The organism is Microbacterium sp. NPDC056057 (genome assembly GCF_042266945.1).
Classification (GTDB): domain Bacteria; phylum Actinomycetota; class Actinomycetes; order Actinomycetales; family Microbacteriaceae; genus Microbacterium; species Microbacterium trichothecenolyticum_C.
Genome location: NZ_JBHJWS010000002.1, coordinates 147739 through 162355, shown reverse-complemented (window position 1 = coordinate 162355; position 14617 = coordinate 147739). Strand labels below are relative to the sequence as shown.

Below are 14617 nucleotides of genomic sequence, written 5' to 3'. Positions count from 1 at the left end.
AGGCACTGGTGTCAGGACAGGCGTCCGCCGCGCACGCCGATCCATTCCTCGTCGCGCTCGATCCGCAGACCCGTGCCGTGGCCGCACGCGACGACGAGCGCCTCGTCGTCGCTCAGCACCACCTGACCGGGCGCGCCGAAACACGCGAACTCGGTCGCGGTCGCCCGCCATACGCGTCGGGTCTCGCCCTTGGCCTCGGTGAACGCGCCCGGGTATGGGCGGGACTGCGCGCGGACGAAGCGCTCGACTTCGCCTGCGGCCCGAGTCCAGTCGATGCGCCCGTCGGAGGGGAGGCGGGGCGCCGCGTAGGAGGCCCCTTCGCGCGGCTGCGGGAGGAACTCGGCGGTGCCGTCGAGAACCCCGCGCGCCACCCCCACGAGTGCGGGGACGGCCGCGGACGTGAGTCGGTCGAGCGCCGGGCCGATGTAGCCGTCGCCGCGCGGAACCCGCCCCGAGGCCGCGATGGGTCCCTCGTCCATGCCGGACGACAGCCGGAACACCGAGTAGCCGAGCTCGGGGTCGCCGTTGAGGAGCGCCCAGACGACGGGCGACGAGCCGCGGTAGCGCGGGAGCGGCGAGTAGTGCAGGCCGATGAAGCCCGCGGGTACGGCTTCGAGCACATCGTCGGAGATGAGCCAGTACCAGCCGGCGACGAGCACGGCCGCGGGCTGCTGGGAGAGGGCGATGCGATACGCGTCCCGCGGACTCTCGGCGACGATCGCGCGCGCCGCGCGGAGACGCTCGAGCTCGCTGCGCACGTCCGGCGTGTCGTCGACAGTGACGGCCGTGAACGGCAGGCCCGCGCCAGAGAGGGCGCCGACGAGCCGGACGCAGAGCTCCTTCGTGCCGAGGACGACCAGCCCCTGTGTCATCGATCCCTCGCTTCCGGCCTGATGGCGTCCCTTCAGGATAGGGCGACGCCTGCTCGGCTCCCGGCGCCCGCCTAGACTCAGGAACCGTGAAGGTGCTCAGCGTGGTCGGTGCGCGTCCGCAGTTCGTCAAGCTCGCCCCCGTCGCCCGCGCCTTCCGCGAGAGCGGCGTCGAGCACGTCATCGTGCACACGGGCCAGCACTACGACCCGATGCTGTCGGACGTGTTCTTCGACGAGCTCGGGATCGGAAGCCCCGACATCCATCTCGGCGTCGGATCGGGCTCACATGGCGTGCAGACGGGAGCGATGCTCGGAGCGCTCGACGCCGTCATCGAGGAGCACGCGCCGGACTGGGTGCTCGTCTATGGCGACACGAACTCGACGCTCGCGGCAGCGGTGAGCGCCGTCAAGCTGCACGTGCGCGTCGCGCATCTCGAGGCGGGCCTGCGGTCGTTCAACCGCCGCATGCCCGAGGAGCACAACCGGGTGCTCACCGACCACGCGGCCGACCTGCTGCTCGCCCCGACCGAGACGGCCATGGGCCATCTCGCATCGGAGGGCCTCTCGGCACGGTCGGTGCTCGTCGGAGACGTCATGACAGACGTCCTCCTCCGCGTCCGCGCCGGCGTCGGCGACCGCATCGGCGACGCGGCGGCCCGCAACGGCCTGGAGGAGGGCGGGTACTATCTCGCCACGATCCACCGCGCCGAGAACACCGACGACCACGCGCGGCTCCGCGAGGTGGTGGAGGCCCTCGCGCATCTCGACCGGCCCGTGCTGCTCCCCGCGCACCCGCGACTCGCGGCCCGGGCGGCCGCCGCGGGGATCGACCTCTCCGTCGGCACGCTCCGCCCGCAGTCGCCGCTCGCATACGCCGATCTCATCGCGGCGGCGCTCGGGAGCGCGGGCGTCGTGACGGATTCGGGTGGACTCCAGAAGGAGGCGTTCCTGCTCGGTGTCCCGTGCACGACGGTGCGCACCGAGACCGAATGGGTCGAGACGATCGACCTCGGCTGGAACATCCTCGCGCCGGATGCAGCCGACATCGCATCGGCCGTGCGCCGCCCCCGCCCCTCCCCGACGACCGCGACGCCGTACGGCGACGGACACGCCGCACGGCGCGTCGTCGAGGCGCTCAACGCGGCATCCTGAGGCTGCTCCCGCGGCGCAGAGCCGGGGTAGTGGGCCGCATAGAATTGCCCGATGCGCATCGCAGTCGTCGCACTGGGCAAGATCGGTCTGCCCCTCGCCGTCCAGTTCGCCACCTCGGGGCACGATGTGGTCGGCGTGGACACCCAGCAGGCGACGGTCGATGCCGTCAACTCGCTCTCACGCTCCTACCCGCTCGAGGCAGGCCTCGATGATGCGCTGCGTGCGGCCATCGGCGACGGGCGTCTGCGCGCGACCACTGACTTCGCGGACGCGATTCCTGGCGCCGATGTCATCGTCGTCGTGGTGCCGCTCATCGTCGACGAGGCGACGGGCGAGCCGGATTTCACATGGATGGATGCCGCGACCCGCGACATCGCCGCCTCCATGACGCCGGGCGCGCTCGTCGTGTACGAGACGACTCTTCCCGTCGGTACGACGCGAACGCGATGGAAGCCCATGCTCGAGGCGGGCTCGCATCTCGTCGAGGGGTCCGACTTCCACGTGGCCTTCTCGCCCGAGCGCGTGCTCACGGGCCGGATCTTCCAGGACCTCCGGCGCTACCCCAAGCTGATCGGTGCGCTGTCGGACGAGGGCGCTCGACGTACTCGCCGGTTCTACGAGTGTGTCCTCGCCTTCGAAACGCGCGACGACCTCGCGCAGCCGAACGGTGTGTGGGATCTCGGCAGCGCCGAGGCGGCCGAACTCGCCAAGCTCGCGGAGACCACCTACCGGGATGTCAACATCGCGCTCGCGAACCAGTTCGCGACCTTCGCGGCGGCTCACGGCATCGACGTCCACCGCGTCATCGAGGCCTGCAACTCGCAGTTCTTCAGCCACATCCATCGGCCCGGCATCGCGGTGGGCGGACATTGCATCCCGGTCTATCCCAGGCTCTACCTCGCGACCGATCCCGGCGCCACGGTCGTCCGTACCGCTCGCGAGTACAACGAGACGATGCCCGAACGCCTCGTCGCCCAGGCCGAGGCGCTCCTCGGATCGCTCGAGGGCCTGTCGAGCGTCGTGCTCGGGGCGTCGTACCGAGGCGGCGTCAAAGAGACGGCGTTCTCGGGTGTCTTCCCCACTGTCGCGGCGCTCGCCCAACGCGGGGCGACCGTGCGGGTGCACGACCCGCTCTACGCGCCCGATGAGCTGCGCGCGCTCGGCTTCGAGCCCCATTCGCTGGGCGATGCCGTCGACGTCGCAGTGCTGCAGACCGACCACGCCGAATACCGAGCGCTCGTCCCGGGCGACTTCCCCGGCATCAAGGTGCTCGTAGACGGCCGCAACGCGACGGACGCCGCAGCGTGGAGGCACACGCCGCGGCTCGTCATCGGGGTGGGCTCGGCGGCCTGATCGCGCCACGACGCCTTCGATCGGCCAGAGGCGGCGAGCTTGCTTCGGCGCCTGCGCAGACGGGCGGAGTGAGGCTCACTTCTCGCTGAGCCGCCATACGGTCACATCCTGCCCGGGGTTGTCGCTGGGGTGCACGGCGACGACCCCGAAGTCCTCGGGGAACTGCACGCCGCATCCGTCGAGTCCCTCCTGCACCTGGTCGTAGATCGTCACGCCGGGCTCCTGGCTCTCAGACTGGATCACGAAGAAGTCCTCCGGTGCCTCACCTTCGCACGCCCGCGTGATCGCCTGCGCCCAGTCCGGCCCGGGCCAGGGGTTGACCCACCCGCTCGCGTTGAACGCCAACAGGGAGCCGGGGGAGGACATGGAGAGGGCAGGCACGCCCGCGGCGTCGAGTTCCTCGCCGGTCTCGGACAGCCAGGTCACGAGTTCCGCCTCGTCCGCGAGGAGCCTCAGACCCCGGAAGTCGGCGACCGTCACCTCCGTCTTCTGAGCGAGATAGGGGGCGGTGCGATACGGGTGCGTGAAGACATCCCCCGCGACGGCGAGCCCGCCGGCGGCGACGACGGCGCCGGCCAGCAGGAGCGGGATCATGCGCACGGCAGGCGACGCCGTCGAGCGCTCCCACAGGGCCACCAGTGCCACCGCGGCGCCGACCGCCCAGAGCGTCGCGGAGAACACCGTGTGACCCATGATCGAGTTGCTCGTGCCTGCGCCGCTCACGAGGGGGATGAGTGCGAAGAGCCCGATCACGACGCTCATCGTCACGGTGCGGTTGCCGACGATCTCGCCCGGTGCAGGTGTCCCCGGGAACATCACCGCGAGGGCGAGGAGGGCGGCGAAGAAGGTGAAGGAGATGCTCATGCCGAGCGCATCCCAGATGTGGGCACCGCCCGGCGGGAACATCGGGATGAAGACCACGATCAGGAGGAGGACGGCCGCCAGCACCAGCGTCACCTGCTCCAGTCGCGCGACGACCCGCGCCTCTAGCGCGACGCCACGGCCGCGGGGAAGGCCGAAGCTCACCAGCAGTGCGACGGCGGCGAGGATGATCGGCACCGCGAGCGCGCCGAGGGTGGTGGATGCGGACCAGAGGTACAGCTGCGGAAGCCCGCCGACGGAGTAGCCGGTCGCCTCGCGGGCAGCCGGATTGATCAGGAGTTCGATGACGGATCGGGTGTACGCGACGAGCGGCACGCCGATGATCAGCATGACGAGAGCCGCGACGGCCACGCCCGCTGCGAGGAAGCCGATCCTCGGCCAGCGACGACCTGCTCGAGAAGGCATCAGGGCGACGATCACCGCGAGCGTGCCGAAGACCATCGCACCGGTGATCTTGGCCACGAACAGCGTGCCGACGACGAAGCCCACCGCGGCCCACAGCGCGTAGAGAATCCACCGCTCGCGCGTCGAGGGCGCGTCGGGTCGAAGTCGACCGCGGACGATCAGAAGAATGAGGAGCGCGCCGCCGACCAGGGTCAACCACGAGGAGAGCTCGTTATAGCCGAGGTAGCGGGGCGGATAGCTCCACGCGGCGAATGTCCCGGCCTGCGCCACCAGAAGCACGAGGATCCAGCTCGAACGCTTGAGCCGGAAGCCGACCGCCTCCAACGCACTCCTCGCGATCACCACGAGAATGATCGACAGGGCGATGTAGCCGAGGAGGCGGAGCACTCGGAACGCCAGGATGCTGTTCCCGAACAGGACGTAGACCGGGTGCAGCAGAAGCTGGAAGCCCCAGAACTCGCCGCTGGCCTGTCGGCCGCTCGAGTTCATGACGTGGACGAAGCCCTCGTCGCTCCAGTCGAAGCCGCGATTGAGGGTGTACGCGATCACCGCGAGGGTGATCGCCACGACTGCGGCGATACCACCGGTGATGATCCAGAACGCCAGGGTCGTCTGTCGACCGCCGTGCGGCATCGGGCCGCCTGCAGTTCGGGACGCCTTCGTGGCGATGGCCTTCGTCCGCGGGTGCTGGGAGGACACTCGGAATCCTTCGGTCAAGGTCGTTTCTCGGGCCCGCCCGCGCGACACCTGCCGAGCGAGCGCTCCCTACGCCGCTGCACGCCGGTCCGGGGCCTCACCGCGCCGTCCTACTCCGGCAGGCGGACACATCGCGAAAGCTCTCGCTGGAGTGCGGCACGGTGCACCGCACGATTTCGAGATCACGCGCACCGGGTGCAGTGCGGGGCCGAGGAATCGGCCTCGACAATCATATCCGCCGGCCCGGCTCGCGCCGTTCCGGGGAGACCCCACCGGATTGGTAGGGTGAATCGACCCCGAGACCAGGAAACCAGATGTCCCTCACTCAGCCGACGGAGCTCGGTTCGGAGCCCCGCTGGCGCAGAGCGATCTACCCTGCGGCGGCCGTTCTGATCACCCTCGTGCTCGGCGCCGTCCGCCTTGTCGGAACCCGGGCCTTCTACTTCGCTGACGACACGCAGACCGGCGCCTTCGGTCAGTGGTGGGAGCTCGGCCGTCGGATCCTCGACGGGAGCGTCACGATTCTGAGCCCTCAGGCGTGGCAGGCCGGGAACTACCTCGCCGAGGGACAATGGGGCCTGCTGAACCCCGTGGTGTGGCTCATCGCCGTCGGCGCGCATCTGAGCAGCGATGCCGCGATCTACAGCACTCTGGTCAAGCTGGCGTTCCTTGCCGTGATGGCACTGGGCGTGTACCTGCTCGCCCGATCGTTCGGCGCCGATGCGAAGTGGGCCGCGGTCGCAGGCGTGCTCGCCCCCCTCGGCGGGTTCACGGTCTACATGGACGCAGCCTCGTGGGCGACCGGCCTGTTCAATGCGGCGCTCGTCCCCTGGGCGTGGTGGGGTCTGCGGCGCTCGACCGAAGACGCGAAGTCGCCGCTGCCGTACCTGGTGGGCGGCTACATCCTCATCGCCTTCGGCTACGTCTTCGGCGTCATCGTGTTGGCGGTGATCCTCGTCGTGACGCTCGTCGAGAAGGCCCTACGGCGCGACTGGATCGCCTTGCGCCGAGTCATCGCCGCCTCGGTGTACGGCGGCCTCCTCACGGTTGCCCTGTATCTCCCCGGTGTGCTGACCGCTCCGGTCACGGAGCGGGCCGGTCTCGACATCACCAACTCCGGCTTCCTGAACGCCGATCTGACCGACCTCGGCGCGGCGGCCGCGCCCCTCGCCCGCGGGTCGGTCGGCGCGTGGTCGGGAATCTTCACCGATGCGCCGCTGCCGTACATCGCCTGGGTCATCCCCATGTTCGCGCTGTTCCTCCCGTGCTCGCGCGCTGTCGCCCGCACGTTGCTTCCGATGATGATCGTCACCGGGGTGATGCTGCTGGTGGTGCTCGGGCCGAGCCACATCGGCCCCATCCGGTGGCCCATCCGCTTCATCCCGTACGTCGCCATCGGAGTCGTCGTGCTGTTCGCCGTCCTGGCTACCAAGGCCTATCCGGCACAGGTGACCCGACGCAGGATGTGGGCAGCCCTCGTCGTCCTGGTGGTCATGACGTGGCTCGCGTGGACGCAGACCCCGGGCCGCGGGTCGACCGCTGCGCTCGTCGGTGTGGCGCTCGTGCAGGCGTTGGCGATCGTCGCGGTGACGGCCGTGGCGACCAGCCGCCGCCGAGTCACGTGGTCGGAGCGTCGTCGATCTACAGTGGCCGTGGGCGGTGTGCTCGTGGTCACGGCAGCGCTGGTGGCCCCTCAGATGGCGGTCTTCCCCGCCACGCCGCTGCCCACCTTCGCGGTCCCGCACCAGGTCGCGGATCTGGAATCGGTCCTGCCCGACGAGCCGGGCGACGCCATCGTCGTCGGCAACATCTATCAGGACGGCGGCAACGAGGCAGCCTTCGACGAGATCCTCCTCGGCAATCTCTGGTACCTCTCGTCCACATCCGTGTCGAGCCTGTATACGGTGCTGCCGTTCAGCGCCTATGCCGCAGACCTGTGCACCGACCTGCGCGGATCCACGTGCGCGGGCGCCTACGACACGTTGATGAGCACGGATGCCGACACAGGTCTCGCCGTCGTCGACCTCCTCTCCGTCAGCACCGTCGTCGTGATCAAGTCCGCGTTCTCGTCGACGCTGCCGCCGGTGCCGCGCGGCTGGTCGGTCGCCGACGACGGTGACTACACGTGGGAACTGCGCCGCGACGAGCCCGTCGCCCGGGCGGGAGGTCTCGCCTGGTCGAGCCGCGGCACCGAGGTGACCGTCACCGCGCAGACTGATACATCTGTCAGCCTGCGCGTGGATCGGGTGGGCGACAGCCCCCGGGTCGTGCTCAGCAGGCTGGCATGGCCGGGCTACCTCGTCACCGGCGCAACGCTCTCCGACGACCCCGTGCGGGGCTATCTGCTCACCCTCGATCTCTCCGAATCGCGCGAGGGGGACGTCGTGATCGTCGAGTTCCGTCCGCCGGGCTACATGCTGAGCGTCGCGGCTCTCGTGCTCGCGGTCGGGATCCTCGTCGGATGGCCGATCGCGCGCAGCCTGGCACGGCGTCGCGCTGCAGCACGCGCGTAGACGTCTGGGGCGCTCGGGCGGCAGGTCCGGATCCGGCCCGGCGCGGGCGACGGACTCTCAACGCAGCTGCGCCGGCCGACGAGGACGTCGGCCGGCGCAGCGGGGCTCCTGGGGCTTACTGCCCCTTCGAGCTGTAGAACGCCTCGGTGGCCTGCTTCGAGGGCGCCCACCAGTCTTCGTTGTCTCGGTACCACTCGATCGTGCGGGCGAGCCCCGACGGGAAGTCGCCGAATGCCGGCGTCCAGCCCAGTTCGTCTCGCAACTTGCTCGAGTCGATCGCGTAGCGCAGGTCGTGACCAGCGCGGTCGACGACGTGATCGTATGCGTCGCGGGGCTGCCCCATGAGCTCCAGGATGAGCTCGACGACTTCCTTGTTGTTCTGCTCGCCGTCCGCCCCGATCAGGTACGTCTCTCCGATGCGTCCCCGGTCGAGGATCGTGAGAACGGCCGACGAGTGGTCGTCCGCGTGGATCCAGTCGCGGACGTTCTCTCCCGCACCGTAGAGCTTCGGGCGGATGCCGCGGATGACGTTCGTGATCTGGCGCGGGATGAACTTCTCGACGTGCTGATACGGACCGTAGTTGTTCGAGCAGTTGGAGATCGTCGCAGCGACGCCGAAGGATCGCACCCAGGCGCGCACCAGCAGATCGCTTCCCGCCTTGGTTGAGGAGTACGGGCTGGACGGGTTGTACGGCGTCTCCTCGGTGAAACGCGCGGGGTCGTCGAGCTCCAGATCGCCGTAGACCTCGTCGGTGGAGATGTGGTGGAAGCGGCGACCGTGACGACGCGCCGCTTCGAGGAGCGTGTACGTCCCGACGATGTTCGTGTCGAGGAACGGCCGCGGATCGTGGAGCGAGTTGTCGTTGTGCGACTCTGCCGCGTAGTGGACGACCGCGTCGACCTGGCCGAACAGCTCGTCGACGAGCGACGCGTCGGTGATGTCGCCCTCCACGAAAGTGACGCGGTCGGCGGGAAGCCCTTCGAGCGAATCGCGGTTCCCCGCATAGGTCAGGGCATCGAGCACGGTGACGTCATGGTCGGTATGCCCGATGACGTGGTGCACGAAGTTCGAGCCGATGAAGCCGGCTCCTCCGGTGACGAGAAGTCGCGACATCGGATCAACGCCCCTGTTCGAGGATGGAAGTGAAGTATTTGCCGTAGCCCGACTTGTGTAGTGTCGCGGCGTGTCGGCGCAGCTCGTCGTCGGTGAGGAATCCGCGTCGCCAGGCGACCTCTTCCGGGGACCCGATCTTCTGGCCGGTGCGCCGTTCGATCGTCCGGACGAACTCGGCCGCGTCGGTCATCGAGTCGAACGTCCCCGTGTCGAGCCACGCGGTGCCGCGGGGCAGGACCTCGACCCGGAGCTTGCCCCGAGCCAGGTACTCCAGATTCACGTCGGTGATCTCCAGCTCTCCGCGGGGGGAGGGCTGGAGGTTGCGGGCGATCTCGACCACATCGTTGTCGTAGAAGTACAGTCCCGGAACCGCATAGTTGCTGCGCGGCTTCTCCGGCTTCTCCTCCATCGAGATGGCGGCGCCGCTGTCGTCGAACTCCACCACTCCGTACGAGGATGGGTCCGCGACCCAGTACGCGAAGATCGCGCCGCCGTCGATGTCCTTGAACCGGCGCAGCTGCTGGCCGAGCCCCGGCCCGTAGAGGATGTTGTCGCCCAGGGCGAGGGCGACTCGGTCGTCGCCGATGAAGTCGGCCCCGATCGTGAACGCCTGCGCCAAACCGGCCGGCTCCGGCTGGACTGCGTAGGTCAGGCTGATGCCGAACTGCGAACCGTCACCGAGCAGACGGCGGAACTGGTCCGCGTCGTGCGGCGTGGTGATGATCAGTATCTCGGAGATGCTGGCGTTGATGAGCGTCGACAGCGGGTAGTAGATCATCGGCTTGTCGTACACCGGCACCAGCTGCTTCGATACGCCCAGAGTGATGGGGTGCAGCCGCGTGCCCGATCCGCCCGCGAGGATGATGCCCTTCATCGGAAGAACCCTCGCGAATCCTCCCACGTGGGAAGCGAACCCGCGTCGAGGAGGTCTTGCAGCGTAGGGGCCACGATGTCCTTCTCCGAGAGGATGGGTTCACCCAGCTCCTCGGGGAAGGTCAAGCCGATGGTCGGGTCGAGAGGCTGGATCGCCCCCTCGGTCTCGGCGTTGTACACGTTCGAGCAGAGATAGGTGACGATCGAGTCCTCGACGAGAGACACGTAAGCGTGGCCGAGGCCTTCGGAGATGTAGATCGCCCGGCGGTCCTTGTCGTCGAGGAGCACCGTGTCCCACTGGCCGAATGTGGGGGAGCCTACGCGGATGTCGACGACGAAGTCGAGCACAGCGCCGTAGGCGCAGGTCACGTACTTGCCCTGGCCGGGGAGGTCCACGTAATGGATGCCGCGGAGGACTCCCTTGGCCGACCGGGAGATGTTCGCCTGGCGGAGGTCCAGAGGGTGGCCGACGGCTTGCTCGAGCGCTTCGAAGCGATACCACTCGGCGAACGAGCCACGGTTGTCATCGAACTGCCGGGGCGTGAACTCGAAGCTCCCGGGGATCGTCAGGGGGCGGAATTGCATGGGGTCCAGCGTATCAGCGGCGCGCTGGTGCTCACGGAGCGTCCGCAGCCCACGGCCCACGCGCCACGGTCTGCAGCATCGCCTGGAACACTGCGTCGATGCCGACGGGCAGCGATGTCGTGACGAGGCTCTGGAGATCGGTCCACTGCTCGCTCTGCACGCGCAGGTCCAGCGCCTGGCCGGTGGCGTTGCCCGGACCGTACGCCACGAGTGCGCGGCGCCCTCGAACCCGCTCGATGGTGGCGACGAGTTCGCCGATCGACACCGCCCGCCCGGCGCCGATGATCTTCAATGCCGTGCTCCCTCGAGCGAGTGACCCAGCTCTTGCCGCACCCGCGACGATCACCGCCGCGGCATCGTCCTCGAAGATGTAGTCGCGCAGCGTGTCCAGCGACACGTAGATCGTCGCCGCCTGACGTGTGAGGTAGGTCTCGCAGACGACGGAGATCAGGCCTTGGCGCTTTCCCAGCTTCTGGCCCGGGCCGTAGAGGTTCGTGATCCTGCCGACGAAGCCACGCAGACCGCTGGCGGCGACGGCGGCGCCGAGGGCCTTCTCCATCGCGAGTTTCGTCTGACCGTATGCCGACGCCGGCGTCGCGAGCGAACGCTCGCTGAAGGGAGGACTCGGGTTGCCGGCGTAGGCGCCGCCGACCGATGACGCCAGGAACACGACCGTGCGCCGGCGCAGATCATCGGGCAGTTCGGCGAACATGCCCACGAAGGCCGAGAACACGGCCTCCTCCCTCGACAGGGAGTCCGCGGAGCTCGATGTCACGCCGCTGCCTGCGCACCAGAACACCCGGTACTGGTCGCTCGGCGTCGCGTACAGCGCGCGCAGGCCTTCCGCGAGGTCCTCGATGGCCGCGGCGTCGTCGCCCCAGCTCACGCTGCGCCGCAGCGGTGCCCGCGGCAGCGCCCGTGCGACCGCGTTGCCGAGCAGGCCGCGGCCGATGACCCAGTCAGCGGCCGTCGGCGACGTCATCGGGGTCCGTGAGCGGGGACAGGGCGGGATCGCGGACGATGAGGTAGGGAGGCTTGCCCATCGCCATGTTCACCGCGATGCCGATGTACTCCGCGACGATGCCGAGGGAGACGAGGATCGCCCCGACCCCCAGCGACGTGAGCACCATCTGCGACGTCCATCCTTCGGGGATGTCGCCCGAGACGAACCGGGTGATGACGAGGTAGATGGCGAAAAGCACGCCGGCCACGGCGAAGATCACGCCGAGCGTGGTGACCAATCGAAGACCTTTCGTGCCGGTCGAGAGCACCATGCGCCAGAAGTGCCCGAGCAGCCGCATGTACGAATAGCCCGACGGCCGGTCGCCTTCCTCTCTCAGCAGCACGGGCGACGTGACCTGACGATTCGTCACCCAGGTCAGCGCGACGTCCAGGTACACCCCGGTGCCGGTGTAGGCGGCGACGCTTCGACCGATCTCACCCATGATCAGCCGGAAGCTGTTGAAGTCCGAGGCGTTGCCGCTTCCGAACACGGACTGCAGGATGCGCTTGGCAAGCTTCGAGGCGCCGTTGCGCACCGCGCCGTGCGGCGGCTTGTTCGTCGGCTTCGCATACACGACCTCGGCCTGCTCGCGGATGGCCGTGTCGAGCATCGAGCCGATGAACGACGGATCCTGCTGGCCGTCCTCGTCCATCGTGACGATCCAGTCGCCGCCGGTGGACGAGATGCCCGCGAGGGTTGCCGCGTGCTGACCGAAGTTGCGGCTGAGCCAGATCACTTTGACGAACGGATGCGTCGCGGCCAACTCGCGCAGGACCCGGTCGGAGCGGTCCGGTCCGCGGTCGTACGACAGGATGATCTCCTGCACGATCGCTTGACGTCCGTCGGGGGTCGCGAACCCCTCCGTGTAGGGGAGGAGTTCATCGACGACGGTCGGTAGCGTCTTCTCTCCTCGATACACGGGGATCACGATCGAGATGCGGTGCTGCTGCGTCATGACGACATCCTCTTCTTCAGGAGCCGGTAGGTGAGTCGGCGCCGTTGCGCCATCAGCCACGCCTGTGTGTTGCCGATCCGGACGTCCGCTGCGCTGATGATGTCGGGACGCCGTGCCGCCAGCGCGCGGTGGAAGCCTGACACCTGCTCGTACTGGTAGCTCGTCAGCGCCACGCTCCACTGTCCGTTGTTGAGTCGGAAGACGGCCCCCGGCTCGAAGTCGGGGATGAACCGGCCGCGCAGCAGAACATTGATGTAGGTGGCCTCGTCGACCAGATAGGGGTGCGCGAAGTCCCAATAGTCGACGGACTCGAGCGCGCTGCGGCGCATGAGGACGGCTCCGGGCTCGCCGAAGACATTCGAGCCGGCGCGCACCGCGTGTCTGATCGCCGCCTCCCCGGACATCGGGCCGCGGATGCCCTTGAGCCCGTACGAGCGCATGATCGCGTCTCCTCGCGCATCGACGAGCATTCGCCGCCCCGCGGTGAGGACCGCGTCGGGTGAAGCGTCGAGCATCGCGGTCTGGCGGGCCAGCACACCTGGCAGCAGGTAGTCGTCACCGGGGAGCAGCTTGATGTATGTCCCGGTCGCCTCGGCCGACACGCGGTTGAAGTTCGCTTCGGCACCGCCGCCGGCCGGGGTCACGAGCAGTCGCACCCTCTTGTCCGAGGCGTATTCGTTCATCGCCTCCCAGGTGCCGTCGTCCGAGCTGTGATCGGCGACGATGAGCTCGAGGTCCACACCCTCCTGCGACAGGACCGATTCCATCGTCTGTCGGATGAACGACGCCTGCCGAAAGGCGGGGACGACGACGGAGACGCGGGGACTTGTCATTGGCTCTCGTGCTTTCTGCGGAAGGAGAAGTAGTTGTGCCCGACGTAGCTGACAATCGTGGTGATCACGACGATGACGACCTGCGAGACGAGCGGGTTCATGCCGACGACCTCGACCAGCAGCGGGAGGGCGACCAGGTTGATCCCGAACGACACCGCATAGACGGACGAGAAGCGGATGAGGTCGCGCCACACGTGTCCGCGGACCCGGAACACGAACCTCCGGTAGAGCACGAACGCGCACAGCACACTGACGACCTGCGCGGCGACCAGGGCGATCATGTACCCCGCGGGCAGTGAGTGGAACATCCAGAGGAACAGCGTGTACCAGAGGAAGCCGATCAGCGTGTTCGCGGCCCCCACGATCAGGAAGGCCACCCGCTTGTCTTTGATGAAGCGCAGGAGCGGCCCGGGGGGCGCGTCGGGCTCAGGAGGTGTCGAGGTCACGCACCGACCTCTTCCACGACGACGCGGCGGTGCTCGGCAGCCGAGATCCGAGCGGCTTCCATCGTGCGCGCGTGCCGCTCGCGGTTGATCAGCTCGGCGTTGCCGTCACCGTCGCGCACCGCGTCGCGGAAACGTGCCATCTGCAGTGCGAACTGGTCGGCCGCGGCGAGATCCACGCGCTCGCTCGCGGTGTTGCGAGTGATGGTCACGTGCGGCGGGCGATCAGCCGGGATCGAGTAGGCGCGATCGATGTCGATCTGCCCGGCCGATCCCCAGAAGCGGGCCTCATTGCGGTAATCGTGCAGGAATCCGAAGGATGCCGCGGCCGTGGCGCCACCGTCGAACTCGAGGAAGGCAGCGCCGATCACGTCGACGTCGTAGTCCGCGTTGCTCAGGGTCGCGGTCACGGCGGACGGCTGGGCGCCCAGGTAGAACGCCGCCATGTCGAGGCAGTACGCACCCGCGTCGTTCAGCGCCCCGCCCTGCAGCTCAGCCGAGTTGCGGAGATCGTCGCGGGGGAAGGGCGGGAATCCGAACGACAGGCTTGCGTGCCGGATCTCGCCGATCTCGCCGTCCGCGATCGCATCCCTGATGAACTGATTCTGGGGATGCCGCTCGCACATGAAGTTCTCGAACAGTACGAGCTCGCGGGCCCGGGCTTCCTCGATCAGCGTGAGGCAGTCCGCGTAGGACCCGGCCAGCGACTTCTCGCACAGCACGTGCTTGCCTGCGCGCAGAGCTGCGAGCGACCATTCGAAGTGCAGGCCGACAGGCAGTGGCACATAGACGGCATCCACCGAAGGGTCGTCGATCACGTCGGCGTAGGACTCGTAAGAACGGATGTCGTGGCGCGCGGCGAATTCCGCGGCGCGGGACGCGCTCCGCGCGGCGACGCCGACGACCTCCAGACCGTCCGTCGCCTGCATCGCCGGCACT

Annotated in this window: 13 protein-coding genes; 3 read left to right on the top strand and 10 right to left on the bottom strand. The window is 68.5% G+C overall.

What is annotated here, in order from left to right:
• Positions 1–11: 11 nt before the first annotated feature.
• Positions 12–872, bottom strand: coding sequence for a methionyl-tRNA formyltransferase (locus tag ACFC1K_RS08585; protein ID WP_375871285.1), 861 nt, complete (start codon positions 870–872; stop codon positions 12–14).
• Between the two features lie 86 nt (positions 873–958).
• Here ACFC1K_RS08585 and wecB point away from each other — a divergent pair, with 86 nt between their 5' ends.
• Together wecB and ACFC1K_RS08575 are read left to right on the top strand one after the other, a co-directional pair.
• The gene (gene wecB, locus ACFC1K_RS08580; RefSeq protein ID WP_375871284.1) at positions 959–2023 is read left to right on the top strand and encodes a non-hydrolyzing UDP-N-acetylglucosamine 2-epimerase; all 1065 of its coding nucleotides are present in this window, start codon (positions 959–961) and stop codon (positions 2021–2023) included.
• A 51-nt stretch (positions 2024–2074) separates the two neighbouring features.
• Positions 2075–3376: a nucleotide sugar dehydrogenase gene (locus ACFC1K_RS08575; RefSeq protein ID WP_375871283.1), complete on the top strand. Its 1302-nt coding sequence runs from the start codon at positions 2075–2077 to the stop codon at positions 3374–3376.
• A gap of 75 nt (positions 3377–3451) precedes the next feature.
• Here ACFC1K_RS08575 and ACFC1K_RS08570 read toward each other — a convergent pair whose 3' ends face one another.
• Positions 3452–5362, bottom strand: coding sequence for a hypothetical protein (locus tag ACFC1K_RS08570; protein ID WP_375871282.1), 1911 nt, complete (start codon positions 5360–5362; stop codon positions 3452–3454).
• Positions 5363–5673: 311 nt separating this feature from the next.
• Between ACFC1K_RS08570 and ACFC1K_RS08565 the strand changes: the two genes are divergently transcribed.
• Positions 5674–7872: a hypothetical protein gene (locus ACFC1K_RS08565; protein WP_375871281.1), complete on the top strand. Its 2199-nt coding sequence runs from the start codon at positions 5674–5676 to the stop codon at positions 7870–7872.
• A 115-nt stretch (positions 7873–7987) separates the two neighbouring features.
• Here the strand turns inward: ACFC1K_RS08565 and rfbB are convergent, their stop codons facing one another.
• From rfbB to ACFC1K_RS08525, 8 genes are read right to left on the bottom strand one after another with little or no spacing between them, the layout of a single operon-like run.
• Positions 7988–8986: a dTDP-glucose 4,6-dehydratase gene (rfbB, locus tag ACFC1K_RS08560; RefSeq protein WP_375871280.1), complete on the bottom strand. Its 999-nt coding sequence runs from the start codon at positions 8984–8986 to the stop codon at positions 7988–7990.
• A gap of 4 nt (positions 8987–8990) precedes the next feature.
• Positions 8991–9860: a glucose-1-phosphate thymidylyltransferase RfbA gene (gene rfbA, locus ACFC1K_RS08555; protein ID WP_375871279.1), complete on the bottom strand. Its 870-nt coding sequence runs from the start codon at positions 9858–9860 to the stop codon at positions 8991–8993.
• The gene (locus tag ACFC1K_RS08550) at positions 9857–10444 is read right to left on the bottom strand and encodes a dTDP-4-dehydrorhamnose 3,5-epimerase family protein (RefSeq protein WP_375871278.1); all 588 of its coding nucleotides are present in this window, start codon (positions 10442–10444) and stop codon (positions 9857–9859) included. The genes rfbA and ACFC1K_RS08550 overlap by 4 nt, the downstream gene beginning before the upstream one ends.
• 31 nt (positions 10445–10475) lie before the next feature.
• Complete coding sequence (locus tag ACFC1K_RS08545) at positions 10476–11426, bottom strand: NAD-dependent epimerase/dehydratase family protein (RefSeq protein WP_375871277.1); 951 nt, start codon at positions 11424–11426, stop codon at positions 10476–10478.
• Positions 11404–12402: a glycosyltransferase gene (locus tag ACFC1K_RS08540; protein ID WP_375871276.1), complete on the bottom strand. Its 999-nt coding sequence runs from the start codon at positions 12400–12402 to the stop codon at positions 11404–11406. The genes ACFC1K_RS08545 and ACFC1K_RS08540 overlap by 23 nt, the downstream gene beginning before the upstream one ends.
• The gene (locus ACFC1K_RS08535) at positions 12399–13235 is read right to left on the bottom strand and encodes a glycosyltransferase family 2 protein (protein ID WP_375871275.1); all 837 of its coding nucleotides are present in this window, start codon (positions 13233–13235) and stop codon (positions 12399–12401) included. The genes ACFC1K_RS08540 and ACFC1K_RS08535 overlap by 4 nt, the downstream gene beginning before the upstream one ends.
• The gene (locus ACFC1K_RS08530; protein ID WP_375871274.1) at positions 13232–13681 is read right to left on the bottom strand and encodes a GtrA family protein; all 450 of its coding nucleotides are present in this window, start codon (positions 13679–13681) and stop codon (positions 13232–13234) included. The genes ACFC1K_RS08535 and ACFC1K_RS08530 overlap by 4 nt, the downstream gene beginning before the upstream one ends.
• The gene (locus ACFC1K_RS08525) at positions 13678–14607 is read right to left on the bottom strand and encodes a Gfo/Idh/MocA family protein (RefSeq protein ID WP_375871804.1); all 930 of its coding nucleotides are present in this window, start codon (positions 14605–14607) and stop codon (positions 13678–13680) included. Before ACFC1K_RS08525 ends, ACFC1K_RS08530 begins: the two co-directional genes overlap by 4 nt.
• Between the last annotated feature and the right edge of the window lie 10 nt (positions 14608–14617).